Origin of the sequence: Aggregatibacter sp. HMT-949 (assembly GCF_041734645.1) — a bacterium.
GTDB lineage: Bacteria > Pseudomonadota > Gammaproteobacteria > Enterobacterales > Pasteurellaceae > Rodentibacter.
Genome location: NZ_CP162010.1, coordinates 442,201 through 468,143, shown reverse-complemented (window position 1 = coordinate 468,143; position 25,943 = coordinate 442,201). Strand labels below are relative to the sequence as shown.

Genomic DNA, 25,943 nt, shown 5'->3' with positions numbered 1-25,943 from the left:
ATTGCACATGAAAGCAAAATTTTTGTTTCTTTTCGGGATATTTTCCTTTTTTTCAACCGTGCTTTTTCCTACATCGGTTTTTGCGGCGCCTTGGATAATCGCCATTGATCCTGGCCACGGCGGCAAAGATCCGGGCGCTGTCGGACGCAATTTAGGCATTTACGAAAAAAACGTTACGCTTTCTATTGCGCGCGAACTGAAAGCTTTACTGGATAAAGATCCCAATTTTCGCGGTGTATTAACACGCAACGGCGATTACTATATTTCCGTACCTGAACGCTCGGAAATTGCACGCAAATTTAAAGCCAATTATTTGGTTTCCATTCATGCCGATTCGTCGTTAAATCCGAACCAACGCGGTGCTTCCGTTTGGGTGCTTTCCAATCGCCGCGCAAACGATGAAATGGGGCAATGGCTGGAAGACGACGAAAAACGCTCCGAACTATTAGGCGGTGCGGGCAAAGTGCTTTCACATAACAATGACAAATATTTAGATCAAACCGTATTAGATTTGCAATTCGGCCACAGCCAGCGCACCGGTTACGAAATCGGTAGAAATATTTTGCGTCGCTTCGCCAAAGTGACGACCTTAAGCCGCAGCACGCCGCAGCATGCCAGTCTCGGCGTATTGCGTTCACCGGACATTCCGTCGGTGTTGGTGGAAACCGGTTTTTTATCCAACGCGGAAGAAGAACAAAAACTCAATTCGCCGGCCTATCGGCGCCGCATCGCCTATATGATTTACGAGGGATTGGTAGCCTATCGCAACGGCAATTTAAAATCCGTCGTCACCGTTGAACAGGAAAACGCAGATAAAGACGCCAACAAGTTATCGGTGAAAGACAGCTTAATCCGTCATAAAGTGAAAAACGGTGAAAGCCTCGGTAGTCTCGCCAATAAATATGACGTCAAAACGGCGGACATCATTGCCCTTAATAAACTTAAACGTAAAGAGTTGTGGATTGGCGAAACTATAAAAATTCCGGACAATGGCAAAAATCAGAAAGCCGCCGAAGCTAAAACGGTCGAACCTAAAAAAGTAGAAAATAATAAAGTAGAAAACGCTAAACCGGCCGATAAAAAAAGCGATAATAAGCCTGCTAAAAGCGATAAGAAAACTGACCCGAAAAAAGGCGAAATTCCGCTTTATCACATTGTCCAAAAAGACCAAACGATTTACGCGATTTCCCGTGAATACAACATCCCGGTGAATCAAATTTTAAAACTCAACCCTAAATTGAAAGACGGTAAAGTCCTTACCGGACAAAAAATTAAGTTAAGAGAAAAATAATGGCGATTAAAATTCTTTCCCCGCAACTGGCCAACCAAATTGCCGCCGGCGAAGTCGTGGAACGCCCGGCCTCCGTAGTGAAAGAATTGCTGGAAAACAGTCTTGATGCGGGCGCCAACAAAATCCAAGTGGACATTGAAAACGGCGGCGCCGGCTTAATCCGTATTCGTGACAACGGCTGCGGCATTCCCAAAGACGAACTTGAGCTCGCCTTGACGCGCCATGCCACCAGTAAAATCGCCGATCTTGACGATCTCGAAATGATTTTAAGTTTAGGCTTTCGTGGCGAGGCATTGGCCAGTATCAGTTCTGTTTCACGTTTAACGCTAACTTCACGAACCGCCGAACAAACAGAAGCCTGGCAGGTTTATGCCCAAGGACGCGAGATGGAAACCACGGTCAAACCGGCCTCGCATCCTGTCGGCACCACAGTGGAAGTCGCCAATTTATTTTTTAATACACCGGCGCGACGCAAATTTTTACGTGCCGATAAAACTGAATTCGCACATATTGACGAAGTCATTCGTCGCATCGCCTTGGCGAAATTCAATATTGCCCTCACTTTAACGCACAACGGCAAAATCGTGCGCCAATATCGTCAAGCTGCCGATCTGCCACAGCAACTTAAACGCATCAGCGCCATTTGTGGCGAGGATTTTGTTAAAAATGCGTTACGCATTGATTGGAAGCACGACGATTTGCATCTTTCCGGTTGGCTCGCCGCACCGAATTTCTATCGTTCGCAAAATGATTTGAGCTATTGCTATATCAACGGTCGCATGGTGCGCGACAAAGTGATTATGCACGCCATTCGTCAGGCTTACGCCGAACATTTACCGAGTGACGCCTATCCGGCCTTCGTTTTATTTATCGATCTCAATCCGCACGAAGTGGACGTAAACGTACATCCGACCAAACATGAAGTGCGTTTTCATCAACCGCGCTTAATTCACGATTTTATCTATGAAGGCGTGAGCCATGCGCTAAATAGCCAAGCACTAAATAACCCGGCGCAAATGCAATTTCAAGCGCCCGAAAATACGCCCTCCAATGCGGTGCTAAATCGGAACCTCAATGAAATTCGCGAACCGCTGCCGAGTTATGAGGCTTCTCGGCCGAACAAACCGAATCGCGCTGCCGCCGGACAAAATATGTTTGTACCTAACCCGCTGCCGACGGAAAAAAACGCGCACTTTTCGCCGTATTTTTCGACCGACGACAGCAACTCGTCTCACCCGACGCTTGAAGGTTATCGCGACTCCCGCGCGCATTATCGTACGGAACAACCGAGCAAAATCGAACAGAAATTGTACGGTGAATTACTGGGCGGAAAAGCTGCTTCGAGCCATATCATCGAGCCATCCGCCCCTTCTTTTTCCCCTGCACCACCGGCTTTTAGCGCAACGGAAACCGACCTCAAAACACAACCGCATCTTCGCGCGCTCGCATTAATCGAAAATCGCGCCTTGTTGTTGCAGCAGCAACAAGATTTCTTCTTGCTGTCATTAGAAAAATTGCAACGACTGCAATGGAAATTAGCGCTTCAACAAACACCTGTCGAACAGCAACCGTTGCTGATTCCCATTGTATTTCGCTTAACCGAAACACAATTTAATCGCTGGGAAAAACAACGCGAAGATTTCACCCGCGCCGGCTTTGAATTCATCGCCAACCACGCGCAACGCCGCTTAACGCTCAATCGAGTGCCAAGCCTATTGCGCGCGCAAAATCTGCAAAAATGCATAACGGCGCTACTTTCCGACGAACAACACAGTACGTCATTTTTGAGTGCCCTTTGCGCCCAACTAGAAAGCAAAAACTGCAGTGCGCTTGCCGATGCGGTGAAATTATTAAGCGACACGGAATTATGCTTAACTAACGCCAACCGCAACGAATTTAACGCCTTGCTCAAACCGCTTCACTGGCAGCCTTTATTAGACGAGTTATAAATGAAACCGACCGCAATTTTTTTAATGGGCCCGACAGCATCCGGCAAAACCGATTTGGCCATTCGACTACGCAGCCAATTACCGGTAGAAGTGATTAGCGTTGATTCCGCGCTGATTTATAAAGGCATGGACATCGGCACTGCCAAGCCTTCCAAACAAGAGTTGATACGAGCACCGCATCGACTTATCGATATTTTAGATCCTGCCGAAAGTTATTCTGCGATGAATTTCCGCGATGACGCGCTGCGCGAAATGGCACAAATTAGTGCGCAAGGCAAAATTCCGCTTCTGGTCGGCGGCACCATGCTGTATTACAAAGCCTTAATTGAAGGGCTTTCGCCGTTACCTTCTGCCGATGAACGCGTGCGTGCCGAAATCGAACGAAATGCGGCACAACAAGGCTGGGCAGCCTTGCATCAAGAACTGGCGAAAATCGACCCGATATCTGCCCGTCGTATCAATCCGAACGATTCGCAACGGATCAATCGCGCCTTGGAAGTGTTTTACATCAGCGGCAAAACCCTCACGCAACTGACGGCAGAAAAAGGCGAAGGCTTACCTTATGACGTGTTGCAATTTGCTATTGCGCCGCAAGATCGCCGGCTGTTACACGACCGCATTGAACAGCGCTTTCACCGGATGATCGAACTCGGTTTTCAACAAGAAGTGGAAAAACTTTACGCGCGCGACGATTTGCATATTAATTTGCCTTCCATTCGTTGTGTAGGTTATCGCCAAATGTGGGAATATTTGCAAGGCGATTACGGACATGATGAAATGGTTTTTCGCGGCATTTGCGCCACCCGCCAACTCGCCAAGCGCCAAATAACTTGGTTGCGCGGTTGGCAAACGCCGCTGCACTGGCTCGACAGTTTGCAACCGAAAGCGGCTGAAGAAAGTGTGCTACGCAGCTTAGACGAACATCAAAAAGGTTAAATAATGGCCGTATTTTCCACCCTTATCGAACAAAAACTCCACGCGCTCGGTACCCTTTTATGCCAATCTTTTCCCGAAATCGACGCGCATCAACTTAATCAACACATTCAACAATACGCTTTTGACGAAAATCATCCCATCGGACGATTAGGCTATGCGGTGGCGATGTCCGATTTTGTGGAAAACGTCCTGCAAAAACAGCCGCACCTGCTTGCGCAATGGTGGGAACACAGCCCGACTTTTGCCGCTTGCGACGAATATTCGACACGCTTAAATGCCCGACTGGCGACAGTCGCCAACAGCACCGCATTGAATAACGCCTTACGCGTATTTCGCAATACGGAAATGGCAAAACTGAGTTTTTGCCAAAGTTTAAACTTAGCGAGCGTAGAACAAATTTTCGTGCGTCTTTCCCAATTGGCGGAAAGTCTGATTATCGGCGCACGCAATTGGCTTTATCGGCAAGCCTGCGACGAAATGGGCGTGCCTGTGGACGGACAAGGCAACGCGCAGCAACTTTATATTCTCGGCATGGGAAAATTGGGCGGCTTTGAGCTAAATTTTTCTTCCGACATCGACCTGATTTTTACTTATCCTTCTCTCGGAGAGACCCGCATTGAAGGCACGAATGCCCGCAAACCCGTTGATAATCACAAATTTTTTACCCGCCTCGGACAGCGTTTAATCAGCGCGCTGGATGAATTCACCCCTGACGGTTTCGTATATCGCACGGATATGCGGCTGCGTCCGTTCGGCGAGAGCGGCGCACTGGCGTTAAGTTTTGCCGCAATGGAGCAATATTATCAAGATCAAGGACGCGATTGGGAACGTTACGCAATGATAAAAAGCCGTGTTTTAGGTGCACAGGAAGGCGATCCGCATGCGGCTTATTTGCAAAAAATGCTGCGCCCTTTCGTTTATCGTCGTTATATCGATTTCAGTGTGATCCAATCACTGCGCGAAATGAAAGGCAAAATTGAACGCGAAGTGCGCCGTCGTGGCTTAAAAGACAATATCAAACTCGGTGCGGGCGGTATTCGCGAAGTGGAATTTATCGTGCAGGTATTTCAATTGATTCGTGGCGGGCGGGAAATCGCTCTGCAACAACCATCGTTGCTTAAATTATTACCGGAAATCGCCCGACTCGGTTTGATTTCGCAGGTTCAATCTCAAGACTTGCGGGAAAGTTATCTTTTCCTACGTCGCGTGGAAAATGTGCTGCAAGCGATTAACGACCGACAAACTCAAACGCTGCCGACAAACGATACGGATCGCCTTCGTTTAATTGAAAGTTGCCGCCGTTTTTGCTGTCTGGACGAGACGGGCAATGCAGTGGAAAAAACCTATTTAATAAAAGATTGGCAAGATTTTTACCGCATTTTGCAGCAAATGCAGGGAAAAGTGCGGTCGGTTTTCAAGGAACTAATCGGCAGCGAAGAAAGCGAGAATCCGAACGCAGAGAATCAATGGCAAGATTTTCTCGAAGCGAATTTCGATGAAATCGAACAAATGTTAGCAGAAAGCGGCGTTCAGCCGGACCATTTGCACGAAATTCTGGAACAATTGGCGCAATTCAAAGAAAGTTTGAACCGCCGTGTAATCGGGGCGCGTGGACGCGAAGTCTTGGGGCATTTAATGCCAACGCTTTTTTCCTTGATTTTCAAACAAGCACATTACCGCGCTTTACTGCCGCGCATACTGCATATTATCGAGAAAATTTCCAGCCGCACCACTTACCTCGAATTATTACAGGAAAACCCGCAAGCTTTGCGACAAGTGATCGATTTATGCGCACAATCGCAATTGGTTGCCGATCAATTAGCGCGGCACCCGATTTTGCTGGACGAATTGCTAAATTCCGACAGTTTGCGCAATCCGTTGCCGTTTTCCCGCTATCCCGCCGAACTGCAACAATATTTGTTGCGTCTGCCGCCTGACGATGAAGAACAATTTATTGATGCACTGCGTCAATTCAAACAGGCAATTTTACTGCGCGTCGCCGCGGCGGATATTTTAGGTGCCTTGCCGGTGATGAAAGTGAGCGACCATCTCACTTATTTGGCAGAAGCCATTATTGAAGCGGTGGTTAATTTAGCTTGGAAACAGGTTTCCGCAAGATTTGGTACGCCTCAACATTTGCAGGGTGAAGAAAAAGGATTTCTTGTAATCGGCTACGGCAAACTCGGCGGCATCGAATTAGGCTATAAATCAGACTTGGATTTGGTTTTTCTTTATGACGCGATAGAAGGCGAAACCGTCGGCGGCAAAAAAGTCATCGACAGTAACCAATTCTATCTTCGATTAGCTCAAAAAATCGTCAGCATTTTTAGCCTTAATACGAGCGCCGGCGTACTGTACGAGGTGGATATGCGCTTACGGCCGTCCGGCGATGCCGGCTTGCTCGGTTGCTCGCTTAGCGCCTTTGAAAATTACCAACTCAATGAAGCCTGGACCTGGGAAAAACAAGCCTTGGTACGAAGCCGAGCGGTATTCGGTGAAAACGCGTTACGGGAAAAATTTGAAAATATTCGACAACGAGTACTTTCCGCTCCGCGCGATATTGCCGAACTGAAACGAGATGTCACTGAAATGCGAGAAAAAATGTTTAGCCATTTGTCTCATTCTCAAACCAACGAATTTAATCTTAAAATCGATCGCGGTGGAATTACCGATATTGAGTTTATTGCACAATATTTAATGTTGGCGAACGCACCGCAAGATCCGAAGCTGACCAAATGGTCGGATAACGTACGTATTTTTGACTCAATGGCGACGGCAAACATCATTAGCGCAGAAGATTGCGATGCATTAAAGCAATGTTACGTGGATTTGCGCAATACCATTCACCATTTGAATTTATTAGGCAAGCCGCCCGTGGTTGCGCATTATGAATTTAGCAAAGAAAGGAAATTTATCCGCAATTTCTGGCAAAATTTATTTAATGCATAACATAGAATCCAGCATAAGATTTCCAATCCGCAGAAACGCGCCGGACGATTGGTGAATCAAAACCATGCATCGGATATCAAAAACAGCACCGCATTGAAGGCCGTTCCAATGCGGTGCTATTTCGAGAGTACAATAAAACCGAATGCAAACTATTCGACTAACGTTTTTACTAATTCCACCACAAACGCCAATCGCACCTGGCTTTCAGTCAAATCTTTTATAAACTTAAACTTCAGCGGCCCGTCAAAACGATACACAATCGGTTCTTTTTGAATCAACCGAATAAATTTTTCCGGATCTACCTTAGCGCTCGGTGCAAATTCGATAAAACCGCCTTGCGTACCGGCGTCGATGCGCAATACCTTGAGCGGTTCAACCTGCAAACGCAATTCAGCGATTTGTAACAGATTTTTCGCTGCTTCCGGCAATAAACCGAAGCGGTCGATCAATTCCACTTTCAGCTCATCCAACTCTTGCTTACTTTCTGCAGCGGCAATACGTTTATAGAAGGATAAGCGCATATTCACGTCGCCTAAATAATCCTCCGGCAATAGCGCCGGAATGCGTAATTCAATGTCTGCGTGTTGCTGTGTCAATTCGTCCAACGATGGTTCACGCCCCTCTTTTAAAGCTTTCACCGCTGCGTCGAGCAATTCCATATAAAGCGAAAAACCGATGCTTTCAATTTGACCGCTTTGTTCGTTACCAAGCAATTCACCGGCGCCACGAATTTCTAAATCGTGAGTGGCAAGAATAAAGCCGGCGCCAAGATTATCCAGATTTTCCAACGCATCTAAACGACGCTCCGCATCTTTCGTCATCATTTTCGGGGGCGGTGTGAGCAAATACGCGTAGGCTTGATGATGAGAACGCCCTACCCGTCCGCGCAATTGATGCAACTGCGCCAAACCGAAGTGATCGGCTCGTTCGATAATGATGGTATTTGCAGTCGGCACGTCGATGCCGGTTTCGATAATCGTAGAACACACTAGCACGTTATAACGTTGGTGATAGAAATCAGTCATTACGCGTTCCAGCTCGCGTTCACGCATTTGTCCGTGCCCGACGACAATGCGCGCTTCCGGCACCAGTGCGGCAAGTTGTTCGGCGGTATTCTCAATACTCGCCACATCATTATGCAAATAATAAACCTGTCCGCCGCGCAGAATTTCGCGCAAAATTGCTTCGCGTATTACGAGATCATCTTTTTGGCGCACGAAAGTTTTAATGCTCAAACGACGCGCCGGCGGCGTGGAAATAATCGAAAGATCACGAATGCCGTTCATCGCCATATTCAACGTACGTGGAATCGGCGTCGCTGTGAGTGTGAGAATATCAATATTTGCGCGCAGTTGTTTAATTTTCTCTTTTTGTCCGACACCAAAGCGGTGCTCTTCATCAATGATCAACAAGCCCAAATCACTAAATTTTACATCGGACTGAATTAATTTATGCGTGCCAATTAAAATATCCACTTTGCCTTCGGATAAATTTTGCAGAATTTGTTTTTGTTCTTTAGCGGTTTTAAAACGAGAAAGCACTTCCACATTCACCGGTAAATTGGCGAAACGATCTTTGAAATTTTCGTAATGTTGTTGTGCCAACAGCGTGGTCGGCACCAATACGGCGACTTGTTTATGATTCATTACAGCTAAAAATGCGGCGCGCATCGCCACCTCGGTTTTGCCAAACCCCACATCGCCGCACACAAGGCGATCCATGGCTTTTGATTGACACATATCCGAGAGCACCGCATTGATAGCCATTTTTTGATCATGGGTTTCTTCAAACGGGAAAGTCGCAGCAAATTGTTGAAATTCTTCACGATCATATTTGAATGCAAAGCCTTTCTTCGCCGCACGCTGCGCATACACATCCAGTAATTCCGCCGCCACATCGCGAATTTTCTCCGCTGCTTTTTGGCGCGATTTTGCCCAAGCCTCATTACCGAGTTTGTGCAACGGCGCAGTTTCGTCCGAACCGCCGACATAACGGCTAATTAAATGCAGCGCAGTCACCGGTACGTAGAGTTTGGATTCATTCGCATAATTGAGCAGTAAATATTCCGCTTTGATACCGCCAGTATCCAACGTTACCAAACCGCCGTAACGTCCCACGCCGTGATCCAAATGCACCACCGGTTGACCGATTTTCAGTTCTGCAAGATTGCGTACCAGCGTATCGGGATTAACGCTTTTACGTTTATCGCGGCTGCGTTGTTGCACGCGTTCACCAAGCAAATTCGCTTCGCCGATAATCGCAAGCGACGGCGTTTGTTCAATAATAAAACCTTGTTCGAGCGAACTTACCCACAGGCTAAATTTTTCTTGTTCTGCCTGAGCAAGCGATTTTATTTGTTTCGGCTTGAGTTTTAACGGTAAAAGCAAATCCAGCAAGGTTTCGCGGCGGCCTTCCGTTTCCACGGAAAACAAAATATGGCCTTTAAATTGTTCGATAAATTGACGAAGTTGCCCAAGCGGTTCTTTTTGTTGCGATTGAATCGTCACTTCCGGCAATGCTGTTACCGGTAAATTTTTCTGGCGGACAGATGAGCGCACTTTTTCCGTTTTTAAGCTAATACGAGGATAAGATTTGAGTTTGCGATTCACTTCATCGACATTCAGCCACAATTTTTGCGGAGCCAGCAACGGGCGCATTGGATCCGCTTTGCGCTGTTCATAACGCTGTGCCGCATCGCGATAAAAACGTTCCCCTTGCTCTTGATTACCTTCTATATCGATAAACAAAGTCTGCTGCGGCAAATAATCAAACAAGGTCGCCATTTCCGCAAAAAACAACGGTTGCCAATATTCGATACCGGAAATCAATGTGCCTTTACTGATTTGTTGATAAATATGTTCCGAATCACGACGAATTTCGCTGAAAGTTTCTCGAAATTGTGCCCGGAAAAACTCGATGCCTTTATCGTCCGTTGGAAATTCATGCGCAGGCAATAAATTGACGGACTGAATTTCATCCAGCGTACGCTGAGTATCCACGTCAAAGGTACGGATAGAATCAATTTCATCGTCAAAAAAATCTAACCGAAAAGGCTGCACACTTCCCATCGGGAAAAGGTCCAGCAATGAACCACGCACCGCATATTCACCGTGTTCCAGCACTTGCTCCACCGCGCGATAACCTGCCATTTCCAGTTGTAAACGCATTTTATCGATAACAAGACGATCGCCTTTTTTAATCAACAGAACATTATGTTGCAGATATTGCGGCGGGCAAAGGCGTTGCATCAAAGTGGCGATCGGTAATAAAAAAATGCCTTTTTTGGCCTGTTGTAAATAAAACAGGGCGCTCAAACGCGAGGAAATAATTTCTTGATGGGGCGAAAAAGTATCGTAAGGCAAGGTTTCCCAATCGGGAAATAAACGCACGTCCAGGCAGCTTAATTCTGCTAATACGCGCGATAAACGCAGCGCGCTTCGGGTGTCCGGCGTAACCACTACCGTCAGCCCCGCATTTTGCTCGGCGATTTCGCTAATCGCCAATGCATCGGCGCCCTGCAGCACGTTACCTAAAATTTTATGATCATTCGGTTCGGTAGGAAGATCGAGGGGGAAAAAAGCGGTATTCATAAATAATGCGTCAATCTTGAATAAAAATTGACGCATAGTTTACTGAATTAAAATATGGGATTCAAGCCAAAGTCTGTATATAAAAACAGGTTATTTTTTGAAAAGCGAATCTTCCTTTTTTAAGTTTCCGTTTTCATCTTCACGCATTTTCGGCACGCCGCAACAGCTCGGTGAATCAAGATCATAGGCTTTGATGAAATTGTCGTATTTTTCCAAAGCGCGCTTAAACCAGCCTTTTGGTTTTTCAATTTGTTCAGTCATAAAGGGTCCTTTTATTATTTCTTCAGTAAAAATTGTTTAATTTCTAAACGAAGGTATTCTACGCTTTTTTTCTTGTTAAACGGAAGTTGTTTTTTTGTTAAATAGGCAAAAATGTGCGGAAAATTTCGCTCGCCGAAACGGTTTAACAAACGACGAATTGCCGGTTGCACGGAAAACAACGTTCGATGGAAATTGGCAAAGTCTTTTAGGCTTTGCCAATCCGTTTCGTTTAGGGTCCAATCCGTTTCACCCGAAGCCAAGTTCGCCGCAAGAGGATGAAAAGACAAAGGCAAATTGCGCCGAAATTGTCGTTCGGCGACTCGTACCAATTCCGCGCCTTGTGCGGAAAGCCCTTTTAAGGCGATGGCAGAATAACAGCCACTGCTCGCGTCTTGATGCTCGCCTAAATGTACCAAAATAAAACCGCATTGAAGCCAAAAACGGACGAGTTGCTCCGTGTAGCCGAAACTTACTGAAAGAAAATCGGTATGGCGACATTCGATCGAATCGACCAGCTTACGCCCGATGTGCTGCCGTTGCCAATGCGGTGCTACTGCGATACGTGAAATCCGTAGCGAACGCAAACGGCAAGCTTGCGGTAAATTTTCGTGAAAACACAACGCTTGCGGTACTAAATTGCCCTTAGGGCGACGTTTGCCTCGTCGAATTTGCTCGAGCAGGTATTCGTCTCGTATTTCGCCCTCTTCTAACGCCCAAATTGCACCGAGCAACTTTTCGTCGCATTCGGCCAGACAAAAACGTTGTTTCCGACCGTCTAATAAGCGGCGAAGATCAATCGGTGAAGTGCGATAATGCGCAAGGCTCATCAAACCGTAAAAAGATTCGGGCGATTTTACTAATTTGCTTTGAGAAATTTCATGAATATGAATATCCGTTTGCCGCGCATAATCAAGTCGCCCAAATGCCTCTTCCGCATTCAAAAGCAGCAGATCTTCAATAAAAAGTTCGAGCGGGTCATTTTCAGCCCAACGCAGTGGTTGTTGCAGTTCGAAAGACAAAAAAGTGCGGTCGATTTTTTGCTTAAATTTGACTTCAAAACCGCGTCCCGTACCTTCGTAACTATGGATCGTGGTACTGAATAAAATATGCTGAAAATGTCGCGCAAATCCTTGCAACTGCGCAAGCGGAATCATCGCGGCCTCGTCCACAAAAAGCCAAGCATTTTTGCTAAACGCCGGATCTTGTCGCAGGCGTGCGCTCAACTCGTCCGGTGCGATAAATTGCGGGTCGCTTGCGGCAAAATTGCGTAAGGTTTCGACCGCATTTTTATTCGCAGCAGTCAAAAAAATCGGTGCTTTGAGTCGATCGGCCAGAATACCTAACAGCGCGGATTTACCGCGTCCTCGTTTGGCTGTGAGAAAATACAGATCGTGCTTTTTTTGCAAAATCTGTTCGATAATTTTTTGCTGGGCCGCCGTCGCGTGCCGGCTTACATTTTCCGAATAATCGGATTGCCGAAATAGCACCGCATTGAACGCCGTCAACACGGGGAAGCCGTAGCGCGTCACGCATTGTTTGAAATGGCGAATAAAATTTGGTGTGGCAATAGCCTGTTGCTTGCCGCTCCAACGCAGGCTATCTTGATCCGGCCGGCATGCTAAATTCGCCCAATCCGCTAACAACAAGCAAAGCGTACCGCCCCTTTTTAATGTACCGGCAGCAATAGCGAGCGCTTCTAAATGAATGCCTTGGCGCGCATCAAACAAAATGTGCGCAAATTCTTGCCCAAGCAAATTTACCGTTTTCGCAAAAGGCACGCCCGATTCCCCGACAACCAATACGTCAGGCGGCAAATTTTCGGGTAAATTCTGAGCAATAAGCAACTGGCATTGGCGTGACATAAAGAATCCTCAACAAATTCTTCTCATTTCAGCGAAAATTTTAGCTAGCAAAAAACGGCGAAGTACAAGGACTCCACGACGTAACATTTGTTTCGATCAAAGCAGGCTGTCAACCTAATGGTAATTATTTTTGGTTTATTCGACTTGAGTATTTTGGCTAGTGGATGGGTATTCTTTGCGTAATACTTTCATGGATTAAATAATAAAAGCGCATCAAACCCTTATTTTTAGATGAAAAGTAGAAGGTACTTAAAAAATAACTATTTTTTGCTCTAAAAAATGTGGCTATTTTCTAGATGTTTAAATAATCTTCTAATTCCTTCACATTGTCTTGCCAAGTTTCATCCAATTTATTAAGCCATAATTCGATGCTCCAACGCCAATCTTCGGCTTCATTATGCTGCATTTTCTCCGCCCAACCTTGAACGGTTAACAGGCCCACAGATGCCGCCGCGCCTTTAATTTTATGGGCGAGATCGGCCACTTGTTCGGCTAAATAATGATTTTGTCGATAAGCGTTAAAAGTTTGGTGCAATTCACTTAAATAATTTGGCATCATTTGTTTGAATAATGCCAAATTCTGCGCCATTTGCGTTTTACCTAATAAGCCGATAAGTTCCGTGTTTAGAGTTTGATGCTGACTTTTATCCGTAAATGCCGTTTGTACAGAAGAAGGTTCCATTTCCTCGGCAAAAAAACGATATAAACAATGCCGCAGTTCTCCTAAGGCGAGTGGCTTGCGCAGCACCGCATCCAGCCCTTTGGCCAGATATTCTTGCTCGGTTTGCATCACATTTGCGGTAAAAGCTACAAGTGGCGGAAGAAAATCATAAATGCCGTCCTCATATTTCTGACGGAAATGCTCGGCAATATCAAAACCCGACATATCGGGTAATTTAATATCTAATAAAACAATGTCGTAAGTATTACGCTCAAATAAATAAATTGCTTCCTGCCCATTCATCGCCACGTCCACATGATGCCCTAATTTCTCCAGTGCACTTTTTGCCACGATAACATTGAGTTTGATATCTTCCACAAGCAACACCGACAAATGCAATGACGACTGTAACAGCGAATTATCCCTTATTGGTTCGCTTTTTTTGGCACGAATGGTTAAATCAAAAGTGGAGCCGCTACCAAGGCGACTTTTTACATGCAAATCGCCGCCCATTAAACGTGCCAAATTTTTTGAGATAGCAAGACCAATCCCGCTACCGGAAGAGCGATTTGCGTTTTCCTTAACTTGATAATACATTTTAAAAATATTATCTAACTCGCATGGCGCAATACCGCTTCCCGTATCGATTACGCTAAATTGATAAACGTCGTTTTCCGGAGCGCTAACCTGCAAAGTAATTTTGCCTTTTTCAGTAAACTTCGCCGCATTACTAATCAAATTCCACAAAATTTGACTTAATCTTGCACGATCCAAATAAAGCGAGTCCGGTAATTCTGAAGTAATTTCCAAAGAAAACTGAAGATTTTTAGGTTCGCTCATCAGTATGGCAAAATTCTGAATATCATTTAACAGCGAATTCAAATCCGTCGGCTGGAAATTAAGTTCTAACCGTTGAGTATCAAATTTATCCAAATCAATAATATCGCTAAAAATATATCCCAAACTAACCGCGCTAATATTGATGGTTTTAAGGTAATTACGCTGCTGTGCCGAAAGTTGATCATCTAATAAAATACGACTCAACCCGATAATTCCGTTAAGCGGTGTGCGCAGCTCGTGGCTAATAGTTGCAAGTAAAGTACCTTTATCCCGGTTACTTTTTTCTAAATTATTAAGCGCAATGGAAAGTTTCTGCTCCGCTTGAATTCTCTCCAAAATTTCATTTTGCAAACGAGAAACCGTTTTAGAAAGGTCAAGGCGAGATCGCTCTAATTGTTCGACTAAAAGCGTGAAAAAATAAATGACAAAAGGCGCGGTAAAAAGACCAAAAATAATAGAGCGAACCACATCCCGCCAATCAATTTGATTGGTAATAAAAAAGCTTAATAAAATTTGTGCACTTAATGCTAAGACCGCCAAAATAACCAGGCCGAGTAAAGAGAATCGAACGCGACCGAGCCGAATTACCCAATCTACATAGCGACGTGCAAAATATTTTAAGTTTTTCATAGAGGTAAAATGAAATGAAGGAGTTGAGTTATTCTAACATTTTCACAGTAATGATGGGGGGTAACTTCTATATTAGGTAAACCACAGAATTAAACATCGGTTTGAGCACCGCATTGGAGCGGCTTGGTGATTTGTTTATGCGATGAATATGAAGAATGCCGCATTTCCGTTTCCTCGCTGCGCTTCACGACCGCTTGTCTTCAGCCACTTGTCTTGGGCCGTTTATCTTCGGCTATTTGTCTTTCTCCCCTTTTGCGATTTTTCGCCAATAAAAAACCCCGGCCTTCTGACCGGGGTTCCTTTCATATCTACCTGGCGGTGCCCTACTCTCACATGGGGAAGCCCCACACTACCATCGGCATTTCGGCGTTTCACTTCTGAGTTCGGTATGGGGTCAGGTGGAACCACCGCTCTATCGCCGCCAGGATTATTCGGTTTTAGACTTTAGACCTTGAACGTTAGCTTTATGTCTTGGTCTTTGTCGTCTTTATGCTTTATGCGCACTTTTATTGGCTACAAGCTAAACTTTTATTCTGTTTTGTTTCGTTTCGTTTTTTTCGTTAGCTTCACTGCTCTCCTAAAAACATTTGAGCGTTGTATAGTTAAGCCTCTCGGGCAATTAGTACGCGTTAGCTCAATGGCTCACACCACTTACACACCGCGCCTATCTACGTCTTAGTCTTAAACAACCCTTACTCACTTGATGTGTGGGAGAACTCATCTCTTGGCAAGTTTCGTGCTTAGATGCTTTCAGCACTTATCTCTTCCGCACTTAGCTACCCGGCTATGCGTCTGGCGACACAACCGGAACACCAGCGGTGCGTCCACTCCGGTCCTCTCGTACTAGGAGCAGCCCCAATCAATTCTCCAACGCCCACGGCAGATAGGGACCGAACTGTCTCACGACGTTCTAAACCCAGCTCGCGTACCACTTTAAATGGCGAACAGCCATACCCTTGGGACCTACTTCAGCCCCAGGATGTGATGAGCCGACATCGAGGTGCCAAACACCGCCGTCGATATGAACTCTTGGGCGGTATCAGCCTGTTATCCCCGGAGTACCTTTTATCCGTTGAGCGATGGCCCTTCCATTCAGAACCACCGGATCACTATGACCTACTTTCGTACCTGCTCGACTTGTCCGTCTCGCAGTTAAGCTTGCTTATACCATTGCACTAACCTGACGATGTCCGACCGTCATTAGCAAACCTTCGTGCTCCTCCGTTACGCTTTGGGAGGAGACCGCCCCAGTCAAACTACCCACCAGACACTGTCCGAACACCCGTTCCGGGCGCTTCGTTAGAACATCAAACGTTAAAGGGTGGTATTTCAAGGTCGACTCCATCATCACTGGCGTGACGACTTCAAAGTCTCCCACCTATCCTACACATCAAAATTCAATGTTCAGTGTCAAGCTATAGTAAAGGTTCACGGGGTCTTTCCGTCTAGCCGCGGGTACACCGCATCTTCACGGCAATTTCAATTTCACTGAGTCTCGGGTGGAGACAGCCTGGCCATCATTATGCCATTCGTGCAGGTCGGAACTTACCCGACAAGGAATTTCGCTACCTTAGGACCGTTATAGTTACGGCCGCCGTTTACTGGGGCTTCGATCAGGTGCTTCTCTTTCGATAACACCATCAATTAACCTTCCAGCACCGGGCAGGCATCACACCCTATACGTCCACTTTCGTGTTTGCAGAGTGCTGTGTTTTTAATAAACAGTTGCAGCCAGCGGGTCACTTCGACCGGTTCAACCTTCATCCGCAAGGGATTACAATCTACGCCGGCGCACCTTCTCCCGAAGTTACGGTGCTATTTTGCCTAGTTCCTTCACCCGAGTTCTCTCAAGCGCCTGAGTATTCTCTACCTGACCACCTGTGTCGGTTTTCAGTACGGTTTAGTAAAGCCTTTCGCTTAGTGGCTTTTCCTGGAAGTGTGGTATCAGTTACTTCAGCTCCGTAGAGCCTCGTCATCATCTCTCAGTGTTAAAGAAGTCCGGATTTGCCTAAACTTCCCACCTACCAACTTAAACGTGCATATCCAACAGCACGCTAACCTAACCTGCTCCGTCCCCACATCGCAGCTTTACCAAGTACGGGAATATTAACCCGTTTCCCATCGACTACGCTTTTCAGCCTCGCCTTAGGGGCCGACTCACCCTGCCCCGATTAACGTTGGACAGGAACCCTTGGTCTTCCGGCGAACGGGTTTTTCACCCGTTTTATCGTTACTTATGTCAGCATTCGCACTTGTGATACGTCCAGCAGCCCTCTCGAACTCCCTTCGTCCGCTTACACAACGCTCCCCTACCCAACAGACTTTCGCCTGATGCCGCAGCTTCGGTGCTATATTTGAGCCCCGTTACATCTTCCGCGCAGGCCGACTCGACTAGTGAGCTATTACGCTTTCTTTAAATGATGGCTGCTTCTAAGCCAACATCCTAGCTGTCTAAGCCTTCCCACTTCGTTTCCCACTTAATATAGACTTTGGGACCTTAGCTGGCGGTCTGGGTTGTTTCCCTCTCCACGACGAACGTTAGCACCCGCCGTGTGTCTCCTGAGTATCACTCTTCGGTATTCGTAGTTTGCATCGGGTTGGTAAGCCGGGATGGCCCCCTAGCCGAAACAGTGCTCTACCCCCGAAGGTGTCCGCTCAAGGCTCTACCTAAATAGATTTCGGGGAGAACCAGCTATCTCCCGGTTTGATTGGCCTTTCACCCCCAGCCACAAGTCATCCGCTAATTTTTCAACATTAGTCGGTTCGGTCCTCCAGTTAGTGTTACCCAACCTTCAACCTGCCCATGGCTAGATCACCGGGTTTCGGGTCTATACCTTGCAACTCTTCGCCCAGTTAAGACTCGGTTTCCCTTCGGCTCCCTGATTTAGTTAACCTCGCTACAAAATATAAGTCGCTGACCCATTATACAAAAGGTACGCAGTCACCCTTGCGGGCTCCCACTGCTTGTACGTACAAGGTTTCAGGTTCTATTTCACTCCCCTCACCGGGGTTCTTTTCGCCTTTCCTTCACAGTACTGGTTCACTATCGGTCAATCAGGAGTATTTAGCCTTGGAGGATGGTCCCCCCTTCTTCAAACAGGATATCACGTGTCCCGCCCTACTTGTCGTTAACTTAGTACCACGACCTGGACTTCGAGTACGGGGCTATCACCCTGTGTCGCTGTGCTTCCCAGCACATTCCTCTGTCTCTGTCGCTATCATTAACAGGCTACTTCGCTTTCGCTCGCCGCTACTGACGAAATCTCGGTTGATTTCTTTTCCTCGGGGTACTTAGATGTTTCAGTTCTCCCGGTTTGCCTCAACAAGCTATGTATTCACTCGTTGATAGTGGGCTCTTCACCCACTGGGTTGCCCCATTCGGATATCTTGGATTAAACGCTTCTTATCAACTCATCCAAGCTTTTCGCAGATTAGCACGTCCTTCTTCGCCTCTGATTGCCAAGGCATCCACCTTGTACGCTTAGTCGCTTAACTATACAACCTCAAATGCTCTTCTTACGATTTGCATTTAATAGCTATCTTTAATTCAACTAACACTCTTAAATTGCTTTTGTTCAATTCAGAGTTTTTAACAAAACATGTCGTTATTTTGTTTTACTCAGACTTTCTTTCGAAAATCTCTCGTTTTTAGCTTGTTTCCAATTTTTTAAAGAACAGTTTGATAAAATTTTTTAGTTATTATCGTTAAATAAACTTTTACTATATTTTGAAACTTATAGTACATTTTAAAATTTACTTAACGATGATAACTGGTGGAGATAAGCGGGATCGAACCGCTGACCTCCTGCGTGCAAGGCAGGCGCTCTCCCAGCTGAGCTATATCCCCATTTCATCATCACTACCGCTTCCACTTCACTCACTCGTCAGAGTGGTGGGTCTGAGTGGACTTGAACCACCGACCTCACCCTTATCAGGGGTGCGCTCTAACCACCTGAGCTACAGACCCAAGGGTAGTTTCTTCTGCTCATTTGTCTACAATACACCAGACAATCTGTGTGAACACTCGCTGTCGCTCATTTTTGGTAAGGAGGTGATCCAACCGCAGGTTCCCCTACGGTTACCTTGTTACGACTTCACCCCAGTCATGAATCATACCGTGGTAAACGCCCCCCTCGCGGTTAAGCTATCTACTTCTGGTACAACCCACTCCCATGGTGTGACGGGCGGTGTGTACAAGGCCCGGGAACGTATTCACCGCGACATTCTGATTCGCGATTACTAGCGATTCCGACTTCATGGAGTCGAGTTGCAGACTCCAATCCGGACTTAGACGTACTTTCTGAGATTCACTCCACCTCGCAGCTTCGTTACCCTCTGTATACGCCATTGTAGCACGTGTGTAGCCCTACTCGTAAGGGCCATGATGACTTGACGTCATCCCCACCTTCCTCCGGTTTGTCACCGGCAGTCTCCTTTGAGTTCCCACCATTACGCGCTGGCAACAAAGGATAAGGGTTGCGCTCGTTGCGGGACTTAACCCAACATTTCACAACACGAGCTGACGACAGCCATGCAGCACCTGTCTCATGGTTCCCGAAGGCACTCCCGTATCTCTACAGGATTCCATGGATGTCAAGAGTAGGTAAGGTTCTTCGCGTTGCATCGAATTAAACCACATGCTCCACCGCTTGTGCGGGCCCCCGTCAATTCATTTGAGTTTTAACCTTGCGGCCGTACTCCCCAGGCGGTCGATTTATCACGTTAGCTTCGGGCGCCAAACTTAAAGTCCAACCCCCAAATCGACAGCGTTTACAGCGTGGACTACCAGGGTATCTAATCCTGTTTGCTCCCCACGCTTTCGCACATGAGCGTCAGTACATTCCCAAGGGGCTGCCTTCGCCTTCGGTATTCCTCCACATCTCTACGCATTTCACCGCTACACGTGGAATTCTACCCCTCCCTAAAGTACTCTAGCTACCCAGTCTGAAATGCAATTCCCAGGTTAAGCCCGGGGCTTTCACACCTCACTTAAATAGCCGCCTGCGTGCCCTTTACGCCCAGTTATTCCGATTAACGCTCGCACCCTCCGTATTACCGCGGCTGCTGGCACGGAGTTAGCCGGTGCTTCTTCTGTGTTTAACGTCAATTTGTTGCGCTATTTACACAACAACCTTCCTCAACACCGAAAGAACTTTACAACCCGAAGGCCTTCTTCATTCACGCGGCATGGCTGCGTCAGGGTTGCCCCCATTGCGCAATATTCCCCACTGCTGCCTCCCGTAGGAGTCCGGGCCGTGTCTCAGTCCCGGTGTGGCTGGCCATCCTCTCAGACCAGCTAGAGATCGCAGGCTTGGTAGGCCTTTACCCTACCAACTACCTAATCCCACTTGGGCTCATCCTATGGCATGCGGCCCTAAGGTCCCGCACTTTCATCTTCCGATTCTACGCGGTATTAGCGACAGTTTCCCGTCGTTATCCCCCTCCATAAGCTAGATTCCCAAACATTACTCACCCGTCCGCCACTCGTCAGCATAAGTACAAGTACTTACCTGCTACCGTTCGACTTGCATGTGTTAAGCCTGCCGCCAGCGTTCAATCTGAGCCATGATCAAACTCTTCAATTCAAGTTCAATCGCTCAATATTCTGCTTGCTAAAAGTTTTCGCTTCTCTACTTATAAATTAAATTAAAAGTAAGTTTTATGAATTTCTAGTTAGCACCTATTAAGACTTCAAAATTAAAAATAGTTTTAAAACAAGTCAATCAACAAGTGCCCACACAGATTGTCTGATTCGTTGTTAAAGAGCAAAAAACAACGACGCATGTGTAAATTTGACTATTTCACAACCATGCGTCGTTGTGTGCCGCGTATTATAGGAATTTTCTAACCTCGCGCAAGCACTTTTTACAAAAAAAATTGAAAAAAACTTACTTTTTGCCTACAAAAACACCAAAACGATAAAATATTCACTCATTCAACAAGTTTAATTCCTTAAATCCCCACAATAATAACGCTGATTTTAATTTCTCCGGATTTTCCAGTTCTTTTGTGCTAAAAACTTGATTAACTTGTGGCAGTCTTTTTTCTGAATTTATTTCAGCGTCCTCAAGCAAATGTTTTAAACGTTTTGCAATCGCGTAGCCAGGATCCATAAAATTTCTCACTTGCGGCAAGCAAATTTGAATTTCATCTTTAATCAGTGGAAAATGCGTACAACCTAAACAAATCGTATCTAAATCCGCCATATTTTTCCAAGGCTTAAGCTCGTTACTCAAAGCGATAAGATCGACCGATTGTCCTTGAATTTTCTGTTCGGCGATTTCCACCAATATTGTCGAGCCTAATTTTTCAACCTTGCAATGCGGTGCGAAACGCTCAATTAAATCGTTTACATATTCCCGTTTTACCGTACCTTTAGTCGCTAATAATCCAATATGTTTTGTTTGTGATCTTTGCGCAGCCGGCTTAATAGCTGGCACCGTACCAACGACCGGAATAGAAAATCTTTCGCGCAGAGGCGGCAATACGACGGTACTGGCGGTATTACAGGCAATTACGATAGCATCAAGCGGAAATTTCTCATTAATGCTCTGACAGACATTTAACGTACGCGCAATAATTTCCTCTTCTGACTTCTCGGAGTAAGGAAAGCCTGCATTGTCAAAGCAATACAAATAATGACAATCGGGTGACAATTTTTTAGCTTCTTTGTAAACGCTTAATCCGCCCATACCAGAATCAAAAAAAAGTACTGTAGGTTGTTTTTTTATCGCCATAAAACTTTTCCAAAACCGATCACACGCTTAAGCGTTCGAGTAAATTTCCTTATTATTCAGCCAACGTTGAATCAAACAATCCGCTATATCGGGATATTTCTGAATTAGCACTTTTGCGTAATGCTGCACCATTGGAATCATTTTGCGATCGCGCATTAAATTCGCTACCTTAAATTCCGCCACACCAGTTTGCTTTGTACCAAGCACCTCACCCGGCCCGCGAATTTCCAAATCTTTCTCCGAAATCACAAAGCCATCTTGGCTATCGCGCAATACTTGCAAGCGTTTTTGAGAAATTTTTCCAAGTGGCGATTTATACATCAGAACACAGAAAGATGCGGTGCTTCCACGCCCCACGCGTCCGCGTAATTGATGAAGTTGTGATAATCCTAACCGTTCGGCATTTTCAATAATCATTAAACTCGCATTCGGTACATCCACCCCGACTTCAATGACTGTTGTGGCAACTAAAACATCCAGTTCGGCATGCTTAAACTGTCTCATCACAACCTGCTTTTCTTGCGCTTTCATGCGCCCATGAACTAAGCCAATTTTCAACATCGGCAAAGCTTTCGTTAAATCTTCGCAAATAGCTTCAGCGGCTTGCGCCTCCAACACTTCCGATTCATCAATCAGCGTGCATACCCAATAGGCTTGTCGCCTTTCCTTCACACAGGCTTCTTTCACTCGCTCCACGATTTCGGCACGACGGTCTTCCGAAATAACGACCGTAGTAATTGGCGAGCGACCCGGCGGTAATTCATCAATAATTGATGTGTCCAAATCCGCATACACCGTCATTGCTAAAGTTCGCGGAATCGGCGTTGCAGTCATAATCAGTTGATGCGGATAAAATCCTGCTTTTTCTCCTTTTTCGCGTAGCATCAAGCGTTGGTGAACTCCAAAGCGGTGCTGTTCGTCAATGATAACTAAGGCAAGCTCAGCGAACTCCACGCCCTCTTGGAAAAGCGCATGCGTGCCGACTACTATTTGCATCGCACCACTCTTGATCTTTTCAAGCTCTGCCCGGCGCGCCTTGCCTTTTACTTTTCCGGCAAGCCAACCCACATTGATACCCAAAGGTTCAAACCAATGGCGGAAATTATCGGCATGCTGCTCGGCTAAAATTTCTGTCGGTGCCATTAACGCCACTTGTTTACCATTATCAATCGCAGTCAAGGCAGCTAACGCAGCGACCAACGTTTTACCGGATCCCACATCGCCTTGCACCAGACGCATCATTGGGAAATTTTTCGCTAGATCTTGTTCTATATCGCCGACCACGCGCGTTTGCGCCTCAGTGGGACGGAAAGATAAGCCGGCTAAAAATCGTTGTTTTAAATCCGTTTGATCTCGCAAAGGTAAAGCTAAAAACTGCTGCATTCCCAATCGAACTTTTTGCATGGCGAGATTATGTGCGAGCAATTCTTCAAAAATCAGTCTTTGTTGAGCGGGATGCTTGCCTTGTTCTAATATTTCAAGCGAAATGTCTGGCGGTGGACGATGTAGTAAATGAAGCGCTTCTTTTAAACTGAACTGATGCGGATTTAATTCATGAGGCAAAATTTCCGCAATCTGCACGTTGTCAAGCAGCGCCAATGCTTGATCCATTAATTTTCGTAATAAATTTTGTTTGAGCCCTTCGGTGGTCGAATAAATCGGTGTCAGCGTTTCTTCCAACTCAAGCGATGCTTTATCGCGGACGATTTGATATTCAGGATGGTGAATTTCCGCCATAAAGCGGCCACGCTTTACTTCGCCAAACGCTTTCACGCGTTCGCCAATTTGAAAACTGTTGCGCATGCCCGCGTTAAAATTGAAAAAACGCAACATAATTTTTGAGGTGCCATCGGATAAACCAACGGACAAAATGGGGCGGCGACCGAAAGTTACTTCACAGGTTTGCACCATGCCTTCAATAGTAAAATATTGCTCCGGGCGGAGCTGCGCTATCGGCGTGATGCGAGTACGATCTTCATAGCGAATCGGCAAATGGAACAACAAATCTTGCAAGTTATGAATGCCGAGTTTACCAAGTTTATCGGAAATCGCTGCGCCCACGCCGGTGAGTGTCGTCAATGGCACCGCATTGAGAAGCCGTGCATTCATTCGTTAATATTACGTTTTACGTTCACCACACCGGTGATGCCTTTAATGCGATGAACAACATTCGCTAGATGTTTGGTGTCTTTTACACTAATTTGCAAAATTACCAATAACAAATTGCTCTCAAGTTCTTCTGTCCAAATATTTTGGATTCCGCTTTCGCTTGCGGTAATCGCAGTCATTAAACTCGGTAAAGCATTTTGTTCATTTAGGATTTCGATTTGCAATTCAGCGTCAAAATTGGCCGCACTTTGCACATTTTCCCATTTAGCTTGCATCAAGTGTCGATTTTGTTTGAGATTGCCGCAATGTTGATGATGAATCAGCAAACCATGATTTGCCATGCTTTGTCCCATTATCGGATCGCCGGGAATAGGATGGCAACATTGTGCGAACTGCGCGTTTGCCGTTAATGTCGGCGCAACAATAAGCGTATTTGAAAGTGGCGTTGCTTGGTCATTTCCATTGGCTTTCATCGGTTCGCCGATTAATTGATGCGCGATGGCTACAGCCTGTTGATTGCCCAAACCAATTTCACGTAATAGTTCATCCGTCGAAGATAATTTCAGTTTGTCTAATACCTTTTGAATTCGCTCCATTGCAAGATCGCCCAAGGTGTGCGGTTCCAATGCGGTGCTCAATTCGCGTTCCCCGAGTCGCACCGCATCATCTTTACAGCGTTGTTTCAAATAATGGCGAATGCGAGTTTTTGCGCGCGCCGTAACTGCAAAGTTTAACCACGCGGCTTTCGGATGCGCATTCGGATCCGTAATAATATTAACGGTTTGGCCCGACTCTAACGCTTTGAATAAAGGATAAGGTTTGTGCTCAACAGTTACGCCCACGCAACTATTCCCCACGTCAGAATGTACGGCATAAGCAAAATCCACGGCGGTCGCTCCTTTCGGCAATTCAACGATTCGGCCTTTTGGAGTAAATACAAAAATTTCTTTCGGGAAAAATTCGGATTTGACGTTTTCGATAAATTCAAAGGAATTGCCGACACTTTGTTGAATTTCCACCAGACTTTGTAACCAACGTTGCGCACGAATTTGCGCAGTTGTACTGTCATTTTTGCCGCTTTCTTTGTACACCCAATGGGCGGTTACGCCCATTTCTGCCACTTGTTCCATCTCTTCCGTGCGAATGTGCACTTCCACCGGCACGCCGTGCGGGCCAATCATCGATGTTTGCAAAGATTGATAACCGTTAGCTTTCGGCACCGCAATGTAATCTTTTACACGCCCCGGACGCGGTTTATAAAGACTATGCATTTGTCCTAATACGCGATAACAATCGTCCGCATTTTTCACAATAATGCGGAACGCGTAAATATCCATAATGGAATGAAATTCCTGATCTTTCGCACGCATTTTTTGGTAAATCTTGTAAAGATGTTTTTCTCGTCCCCATACACGGGCGAAAATTCCAGCGTTTTCCAAGCGCGCTTTGATTTCGTTTGAAATGCGTTCGATTAATTCTTGACGATTGCTACGCGCCGTATCCACTAACTTTTTCAACACTTCATAGCGGTGCGGATACATGGCTTCAAAGGAAAGATCTTCCAATTCGTTCTTAATGTGTTCAATGCCCAAGCGATGCGCCAATGGACAATAAATTTCCAGCGTTTCTTTAGCAATGCGACGGCGCTTGTCCGGACGTAATGCGCCGAGTGTACGCATATTATGAGTACGGTCGGCTAATTTAATCAATACGACTCGAATATCGCGCGTCATCGCCAAAATCATTTTACGAAAATTTTCTACTTGCGCCTCTTGGCGAGTGCGGAATTTTAATTTATCAAGCTTCGACACGCCGTCCACAATTTCGGCAACGCTGGCGCCGAATTCTTGTTTCAGCTGTTGTTCGGTGTAAGGCGTGTCTTCAATGACATCATGCAACAAGGCCGCCATCACGGCTTCGTGATCCAGATGCATTTCTGCGATAATCGACGCCACCGCAACGGGATGAGTAATATAAGGTTCGCCACTTGAGCGAAATTGCCCTTCGTGCGCATCGCGTGCGATAACAAATGCGCGTTTGACTAATTCAATTTTATCTGCGGGCAAATACCCTTGAATGATTCGATCTAAATCTGCAAACAGTTCCAAAGGACACCTGACTTTTTCAG

At 46.0% G+C, this 25,943-nt stretch carries 11 protein-coding genes, 2 tRNA genes and 3 rRNA genes; 4 read left to right on the top strand and 12 right to left on the bottom strand.

Translation table 11 applies throughout. From position 1 onward, the window contains the following. Positions 1-7: 7 nt before the first annotated feature. The 4 genes from AB3F25_RS02310 to glnE are packed head-to-tail and all read left to right on the top strand — an operon-like array spanning position 8 to position 7,125. A complete protein-coding gene (locus tag AB3F25_RS02310) occupies positions 8-1,291 on the top strand; it encodes an N-acetylmuramoyl-L-alanine amidase (protein ID WP_373603911.1) in 1,284 nt (427 codons plus the stop codon). After that, on the top strand, positions 1,291-3,240 hold the full coding sequence (mutL, locus tag AB3F25_RS02305) for a DNA mismatch repair endonuclease MutL (RefSeq protein ID WP_373603910.1): 1,950 nt from the start codon (positions 1,291-1,293) through the stop codon (positions 3,238-3,240). The genes AB3F25_RS02310 and mutL overlap by 1 nt, the downstream gene beginning before the upstream one ends. Next, positions 3,241-4,176: a tRNA (adenosine(37)-N6)-dimethylallyltransferase MiaA gene (gene miaA / locus AB3F25_RS02300; protein ID WP_373603909.1), complete on the top strand. Its 936-nt coding sequence runs from the start codon at positions 3,241-3,243 to the stop codon at positions 4,174-4,176. It abuts the gene before it with no gap. A 3-nt stretch (positions 4,177-4,179) separates the two neighbouring features. After that, positions 4,180-7,125 (top strand): bifunctional [glutamate--ammonia ligase]-adenylyl-L-tyrosine phosphorylase/[glutamate--ammonia-ligase] adenylyltransferase, encoded by a 2,946-nt coding sequence (gene glnE / locus AB3F25_RS02295; RefSeq protein ID WP_373603908.1) that lies wholly within the window; start codon positions 4,180-4,182, stop codon positions 7,123-7,125. A gap of 149 nt (positions 7,126-7,274) precedes the next feature. Here the strand turns inward: glnE and mfd are convergent, their stop codons facing one another. The 12 genes from mfd to spoT form a co-directional block, all read right to left on the bottom strand. After that, positions 7,275-10,715: a transcription-repair coupling factor gene (gene mfd / locus AB3F25_RS02290; RefSeq protein WP_373603907.1), complete on the bottom strand. Its 3,441-nt coding sequence runs from the start codon at positions 10,713-10,715 to the stop codon at positions 7,275-7,277. Positions 10,716-10,805: 90 nt separating this feature from the next. Continuing rightward, positions 10,806-10,976: a DUF5363 family protein gene (locus tag AB3F25_RS02285; protein WP_373603906.1), complete on the bottom strand. Its 171-nt coding sequence runs from the start codon at positions 10,974-10,976 to the stop codon at positions 10,806-10,808. A gap of 14 nt (positions 10,977-10,990) precedes the next feature. After that, the gene (locus AB3F25_RS02280; protein WP_373603905.1) at positions 10,991-12,838 is read right to left on the bottom strand and encodes a tRNA(Met) cytidine acetyltransferase TmcA; all 1,848 of its coding nucleotides are present in this window, start codon (positions 12,836-12,838) and stop codon (positions 10,991-10,993) included. Between the two features lie 292 nt (positions 12,839-13,130). Beyond that, entirely contained in the window at positions 13,131-14,969 is a 1,839-nt protein-coding gene (locus AB3F25_RS02275) for an ATP-binding protein (protein ID WP_373603904.1), read from the bottom strand. Between the two features lie 310 nt (positions 14,970-15,279). After that, positions 15,280-15,395, bottom strand: a 5S ribosomal RNA gene (rrf, locus tag AB3F25_RS02270). Positions 15,396-15,567: 172 nt separating this feature from the next. Further along, positions 15,568-18,464: ribosomal RNA gene (locus AB3F25_RS02265) — 23S ribosomal RNA — on the bottom strand. A 276-nt stretch (positions 18,465-18,740) separates the two neighbouring features. After that, positions 18,741-18,816: transfer RNA gene (locus AB3F25_RS02260), tRNA-Ala, on the bottom strand. Between the two features lie 43 nt (positions 18,817-18,859). Beyond that, positions 18,860-18,936: transfer RNA gene (locus AB3F25_RS02255), tRNA-Ile, on the bottom strand. 77 nt (positions 18,937-19,013) lie between these two features. After that, positions 19,014-20,554 (bottom strand): 16S ribosomal RNA (locus AB3F25_RS02250). The 16S, 23S and 5S rRNA genes sit together here with 2 tRNA genes alongside, the layout of an rRNA operon. Positions 20,555-20,896: 342 nt before the next feature. Beyond that, entirely contained in the window at positions 20,897-21,706 is an 810-nt protein-coding gene (murI, locus tag AB3F25_RS02245; RefSeq protein WP_373603903.1) for a glutamate racemase, read from the bottom strand. A gap of 27 nt (positions 21,707-21,733) precedes the next feature. After that, positions 21,734-23,815 carry an ATP-dependent DNA helicase RecG gene (gene recG, locus AB3F25_RS02240; RefSeq protein ID WP_373603902.1) on the bottom strand — a complete coding sequence of 694 codons (2,082 nt, stop codon included), beginning with the start codon at positions 23,813-23,815 and terminating at the stop codon, positions 21,734-21,736. Next, positions 23,812-25,923, bottom strand: coding sequence for a bifunctional GTP diphosphokinase/guanosine-3',5'-bis pyrophosphate 3'-pyrophosphohydrolase (gene spoT, locus AB3F25_RS02235; RefSeq protein WP_373603901.1), 2,112 nt, complete (start codon positions 25,921-25,923; stop codon positions 23,812-23,814). The genes recG and spoT overlap by 4 nt, the downstream gene beginning before the upstream one ends. Between the last annotated feature and the right edge of the window lie 20 nt (positions 25,924-25,943).